7 protein-coding genes are annotated in these 6,206 nt (G+C 41.6%); 4 read left to right on the forward strand and 3 right to left on the reverse strand.

The window, feature by feature from the left end; genetic code table 11:
• Positions 1-54 precede the first annotated feature (54 nt).
• Together C509_RS0114360 and C509_RS0114365 are read left to right on the forward strand one after the other, a co-directional pair.
• A complete protein-coding gene (locus C509_RS0114360) occupies positions 55-903 on the forward strand; it encodes an ABC transporter ATP-binding protein (RefSeq protein ID WP_018707621.1) in 849 nt (282 codons plus the stop codon).
• Positions 900-1,607 (forward strand): ABC transporter permease, encoded by a 708-nt coding sequence (locus C509_RS0114365; RefSeq protein ID WP_018707622.1) that lies wholly within the window; start codon positions 900-902, stop codon positions 1,605-1,607. The genes C509_RS0114360 and C509_RS0114365 overlap by 4 nt, the downstream gene beginning before the upstream one ends.
• 167 nt (positions 1,608-1,774) lie before the next feature.
• Here the strand turns inward: C509_RS0114365 and C509_RS0114375 are convergent, their stop codons facing one another.
• Entirely contained in the window at positions 1,775-3,049 is a 1,275-nt protein-coding gene (locus C509_RS0114375; RefSeq protein WP_026319874.1) for an ArgE/DapE family deacylase, read from the reverse strand.
• A gap of 194 nt (positions 3,050-3,243) precedes the next feature.
• Between C509_RS0114375 and C509_RS0114380 the strand changes: the two genes are divergently transcribed.
• The gene (locus C509_RS0114380) at positions 3,244-3,789 is read left to right on the forward strand and encodes a TetR/AcrR family transcriptional regulator (protein WP_018707624.1); all 546 of its coding nucleotides are present in this window, start codon (positions 3,244-3,246) and stop codon (positions 3,787-3,789) included.
• Between the two features lie 25 nt (positions 3,790-3,814).
• Entirely contained in the window at positions 3,815-5,152 is a 1,338-nt protein-coding gene (locus C509_RS0114385; RefSeq protein WP_018707625.1) for a sigma-54 interaction domain-containing protein, read from the forward strand.
• Positions 5,153-5,193: 41 nt separating this feature from the next.
• Here C509_RS0114385 and C509_RS0114390 read toward each other — a convergent pair whose 3' ends face one another.
• Positions 5,194-5,436 (reverse strand): ferredoxin, encoded by a 243-nt coding sequence (locus tag C509_RS0114390; RefSeq protein WP_018707626.1) that lies wholly within the window; start codon positions 5,434-5,436, stop codon positions 5,194-5,196.
• Positions 5,437-5,458: 22 nt separating this feature from the next.
• Positions 5,459-6,206: NAD(P)/FAD-dependent oxidoreductase (locus tag C509_RS24020; RefSeq protein WP_018707627.1), on the reverse strand; the 748-nt coding region annotated here is incomplete at its 5' end.

The following is a 6,206-nucleotide window of genomic DNA, read 5'->3' on the forward strand; positions in this document are numbered from 1 at the left end:
CTGTAACCTGAAGATAACATACGAACGACAAAACGTTTTTTGAGGTGAAGGGATATGGAAAGTATGATTGAAGTGAAGGATTTGGTTAAAATTTTCGCCGATCAACCCGCTCTTGCTGGTGTTGATTTTCAAGTGAAGAAAGGGGAAATCTTTGGCTTTCTAGGACCAAGCGGATCCGGTAAAACTACAACAATAAAAATTTTAACGGGTCAAATGAATCCCACAACCGGTTCAGCATCCGTTTTCGGAGAGCCTGTTTCTAAATTAAAACAGTCGGATTACCGGAAGCGATTTGGCGTATTGACTGACAATAGCGGTTTGTATGAAAGATTATCAGTCAACGATAATTTAAAGCTTTATTGTGATTTATATGATGTTCCCTGTTCAAGAGTAGAGGAAGCTTTAGCAACTGTTAATCTCACAAAAGATAAAAATAAAAAAGTTTCTACATTATCCAAAGGGATGAAACAGCGGGTTATTTTGGCCCGTGCGCTGCTCCATGAGCCGGAACTTCTTTTTCTGGATGAACCGACTTCGGCCTTGGACCCAACGAATACCCTTCATATATATGAGGGATTGCGAGCGCTAAATGCCAAAGGAACGACCATTTTTTTAACAACCCACGATATGTACGAGGCCGACACCCTTTGTGACCGTGTTGCATTTTTAAATAAAGGGAAAATCCAGCTATTGGATACTCCAGATAATCTGAAGAAGAAATACTCTGACGAAACGGTAACAGTAGAGATGTCAAATGAGCAGAAAATCACCGTTCCGATAGGTGCAGAAGGGGCACAGCAGCTTTTCGAATTAATGAAAACAAATCAAGTGTCAAGAATTCATTCAAATGAACCGACTTTAGGAGATATTTTCATACAAGTGACAGGGAGGAAATTGTCATGACATTTTCTTGGAGACGTGTAAATGCAATATTAATAAAGGACTACAAGGATTTTTCTCGAAATTTTGCTGTATCCACTATCCTATTTTTCCCGCCGATCCTTGCCGCTTTTTATGGCCGCATGGGTGTCGACACCATTGAATCATATTACATGATTTTCAATATGGCATTCGTCATGGTTGCAGCCTTTGTTCAGTGCTGTCTGATTGCAGAAGAAAAAGAAAAGAACACATTAAGAGGATTGATGCTATCACCGGCAACAACCGCAGAAATTTTGAGCGGAAAAGGCTTATTGTCTTTCTTTTTCACAATTTTTATCATTGTTCTGAGTGCATTCCTGTTGGATTACAACCCAAAGAACATCGGAATTGTGGCTGCTGCAATCATTCTGTCATCGCTCTTTTATCTCGGCTTAGGTACGTTATTAGGCTTGTATGCAAAATCGGTTATGGAAGCTTCCGTCCTCATTCTTCCATTCATTATCATTTTTTCGTTTGGAACTTTTGTCACCACTTTGGCCGAAAAGTATCCCATTTTAAAAGTGGCCGAATACCTTCCAAACATCCAATTGCTTGAAATAGCGACAAAAATAGAAAATAACGCAGGATTTGGAGATGCTCTTATAAACTTAGCCATTATCGCTATTTGGATCATTGTCATCTCTGCCCTGACTGTAATCGTCTTTCGTAAGCGGATGGTTGACTAATAATCAAAGGAGGCTTTCTTGATGAAACAGGCGTTAAAGTTTGTGATTGCCATGGCATTCGGAATAGCTGCGGTTTCAGTTATTAAGTCGCTTATTTAACTCAAGCTCGTCCAGCAAACTATTTCACACACAAAACCCCTGACTGTATAAGTCAGGGGTTCCTTGATTCAGTCCTCTTCCACACCGCACCAATCGATGATATGTGCGGCAAACACTTTTGCAGTATCTATGACACTGTCAATTTCCACATATTCGTCCGGCCCATGCATGTTGGAGCATCTTGGTCCGAAAACAAGACCGGGCTTGTCATAATATTGTGTGAAACGTGCATCGTTTCCGGCAGCACGTCCAGCAATTTCCACTTCTCTCCCCAAAACGTCTTCCGCCGTCTTTTTAAAGGCTTTGACATATGGATCTTCGGGGTCTTGATTCCAGGCTTCCGTAGTCCATCCGTACCATTCTACTTCTGGTGGATGCTCTTCGAGCCATTCATCGCCTTTTGCAGCTTCCTGAACCGTCCTTTCAATCAGTTCCTTTATTTCTGCACGTGTTTCTGAGGGGATGAAACCAACCCTGCATTCAAGTACTGCTTCACCCGGAACATTGGATGCCCAGTCGCCCCCCTTTAACGTACCGAGATTCATATGAACAGATTGGCCTGAACCTTTATGGAACAGTTCAAAGTAAACCCCTTTGGCTCTCTTTTCAGCAAGCTCCTCAAGCTCATTGTATACTTTGTACATTTTACTGATTGCATTCACACCTAAATGCGCCATACCCGCATGAGCTGTCTTTCCAAGCACTCTTACCCGAAAATACATGACGCCGGCATGGGCAACAGTCAGTCTTAAAGCATGAGGTTCAGTTGCAATAAAACCATCAGTTACATAGCCGTCTTCCAGACAAGAGAGTGTACCTCCCGCACCGCCTGCCTCCTCTTCGATCACACTTTGAAGCATCACTTTACCTTTCGGCTTGATCCCCAAATCCAAAAGCGCTTTCAGGGCGAACCAGTTAGCCATGAGCCCTGCCTTCATGTCACCTGATCCTCGGCCATACAGTTTATTACCTTCGATTTCGCCGCCCCATGGATCCTTTGTCCAATTTTCAACCGGTTCCGGTGAAACAACATCAATATGTCCATTAAGCGTTAATGAAGGCGCCTCCTCTTTGCCTTCCCAAATGCCGATAATATTTTTTCTGCCTTCAAACGGCAAACCAGAACTGCTAAAAGCAGGGTGGTTTTGGATTTTTTCATATTCGGGATAAACCTCGACCACTTTCAATCCAATCTCTTCATACTTTTTCTTCATATAATTCGCCATGGCATTTTCATCACCAATTACACTCGGGATTTGAACTGCTTTGACAATAGCTTTCACAAGCTCGTCTTTGTGTTCTTCAATATAATTTTGAACCTTCTTCTTTGTATTAGCTGTCAATTTTCTGCTCCTTCCCATAATGTATATATAATAAAAATCAAAATACATATATTCATATATATTATAAATCATAATACAAAAAATAGTTAGTTTTTTCCGGTAAGCACTTTCATTTATTGAAAGATTGACAACTGCACCAACCAGTCGGTATAATTTATTTAACAAAATTATTAGACTACTGGGAAGTGAAAGCTTTGAGCCGAAAAAAAAATTCGAAAGATAAGATTATTGAGGCAGTCTGTGAATTGGTCAGAAATGATGGGATTGCAAAAATGACAATGGAATCGGTTGCTGAAAAAGCAGGATTGAGCAAGGGGGGCCTTTTCTATCATTTCCCTACGAAAGAAAACCTGATAGAGGCAATGCTAAAACAGATGTTTGACCAATTTGATCATCAGATTAACCAGGAGCATGAGAAGGATCAACTTCCAGGCGGGACTACGCGCTCTTATTTAAAAACCACTTTCTTGAAATATGATAAGGATGAAAATGAGTTTGTCGTTGCCTTGCTTGCTGCACTTGTTAATAATCCTGAACTTCTGAAACCGGCCAAAGAAAACTACCAGAATTGGCAAGAACAGTTGGAAAATGATCAAATTGACCCGGTCATCTCAACAATCGTCCGGCTGGCGACTGATGGATTGTGGTTTTCAGAACTATTCGGACTCGCCCCTATTCAATCAGAGCTCAGAGAAAAAGTGTTTAGCAAGCTGAATGAATTAATAAGCGAAGCTAAATAATAATTGAATGTAGGAGGTTATTTACATGTCGTTCAACTGCCGAAAAAGCATTCAAAATGATAGTGATCTATTAAGAGCAATTGTTGGATGTTCATCAGATGCTATATTAATAGCGGATGACAAACACAATATCCTCGAAGTAAACCAGATGTTTGAAAGCCTTTTCGCAGTTGAAGGTCCGCAATTGACAGGAAAAAAACTGTCCGATTATGAAAAAGAATGGTTCAATGCGGGAGTCACCACTTCTCTTTTTAACAAAAGGAAGCCGAATGTTTTTTCGTTTACATACAAAAATAAAGCAACCATGGCGGTTACGGCCATTCCATTGGAATTGGAAGAATCACAAGTTAAATATTTCTTATTGATGATTAGAGAGAATGGACAATTATACAGAAACATGAAAAGGGAAACAGTCAATAATCCTTACCTTGATTTGATTTCTCAAAACCATGAAATGAAAGGATTAATTAAAACGCTTGAAAAGGTCGCTTTGTTTGACACGACCATCCTGCTGTATGGGGAATCCGGGACAGGAAAAGGGCTTCTAGCAAGATATATTCATCAAAAGAGCAAGCGGAATAATGAGCCTTTTGTTGTGATCAACTGTGCGGCCCTTCCCGAACACTTATTGGAATCAGAACTATTCGGGTATACGGACGGTGCTTTCACGGGCGCCAATAAAAAAGGGAAAATCGGCTTGATTGAAGCGGCCAATCACGGGACCTTATTTCTTGATGAAATTGGGGAACTGCCCCTTAACATACAGGCAAAATTGCTTCATGTCATCCAGGATAGGGAATTCACTCCCATTGGCGAGACAAAATCCAAAAAGGTCGACATCCGCATAATCACTGCCACCAACAAAAACCTCAAGATGATGGTCAAGAAGAATGAATTCCGGGAAGACCTCTATTACCGGTTAAATGTAATGGATGTAAAAGTGCCGCCATTGAGGGAACGAAAAAGTGATATCGTCCCTCTGGCCAACTACTTTTTGAAAAAATTTAATAGCAAATATGAAATCAATCGCCGCATTGATCAGGAAGTCTATCGCTTTTTTAAAGAATATCAGTGGCCCGGCAATGTCCGAGAATTGGAAAACCTGATAGAAAAGCTTGTTGTGGTATCCGATGACCTGATAACAATTGATCATATCCCTGCCAACCTGCAGCAAATAGAAATCATCATTCCAGAAGACTCCTCTGGCATTTCCTTTGATGAATCTTTGGAAAAACTGGAAAGAAAGATCATCACGGAAACTTATCACCGATATAAAAATTCACGAAAAGTGGCTGAGTGCTTAAAAATCAGCCAATCCAGAGCGGCAAGATTGATCAGGAAGTATAAACCCTTAGTTGAATGAAAATACCCCAGCCGTCGCTAGGGTATTTTTTCATTAAGCAATTACTGCTCAGGATTTCCGTTGAATGGCTGATCCGATATTTTTATAGAGTCGGATGGACATTCCTCACAAGCATCCTCCAAATCATCAATGAGGGCTTCATCCACTTCCGTTATTCCTTGGTTGCTGTCCAACTTACTGAAAGAAATCCCTTCCTCATCATGGTCGAAAATATCAGGTGCCACTACCCCGCATGCCCCGCAGGCAATACACGTTTCCCTGTTAACGATTGTATAACAAGCCATATGAATAACTCCTTCTTTGATGTCAATGATTGATTAATGTCTTTTTTGCATCATCTTTATCCTCACGCTCTCCCATAACACTTGTGCTGTGGAGGGCCTGCAGCTTCGCTGTCGGATCCATATAGACCTTCGCGTTGCTCACAGCAATCGGCGCTTCGCCGAATCCAGTTGCGATCAGCTTCACTTTTCCTTCATACGTGCAAATATCTCCGACCGCATAAATGCCTTCGATGTTTGTTTCCATTTTGGAATTCACCAGGATGGAGTTCTTCTCGATTTCCAGGCCCCAGTCCTTGATCGGCCCCAAAGATGAGATAAAGCCATAGTTCACCAGTACGTCATCCACTTCAAGCTTAAGCTTCTCTTCGCCCTTTGCTTCCTGAACGACCACGTTTTCCACTCTTTCATCTCCATTGAGCTCAACAGGCACATACGGCGTTAAAATGTCAACTTTTGATTGCTGCAGCAATTCAACACTGTGCTCATGCGCACGGAATTTATCACGGCGGTGAATGATCATCACTTTCTCTGCGATCGGTTCAAGCATCATCGCCCAGTCGACTGCGGAATCTCCACCGCCGAAAACAGCGACCTTTCTGCCTTCAAATTGCCCCAGATTCTGAACAGAATAGTGCAGGTTCGCTTCCTCGAATCTTTCTTCCCCTTCCAATTTCAGCTTGCGGGGCTGGAAAGCGCCGTTTCCTGCAGTAATAATAATCGATTTTGAAAAATGGACCCCTTTATTCGTGACAATGTTGAAAGTGCCGTCT

The sequence above is a fragment of the Siminovitchia fordii DSM 16014 = CIP 108821 genome, from assembly GCF_000374565.1.
In the GTDB taxonomy this organism is placed as follows: domain Bacteria; phylum Bacillota; class Bacilli; order Bacillales; family Bacillaceae_C; genus Siminovitchia; species Siminovitchia fordii.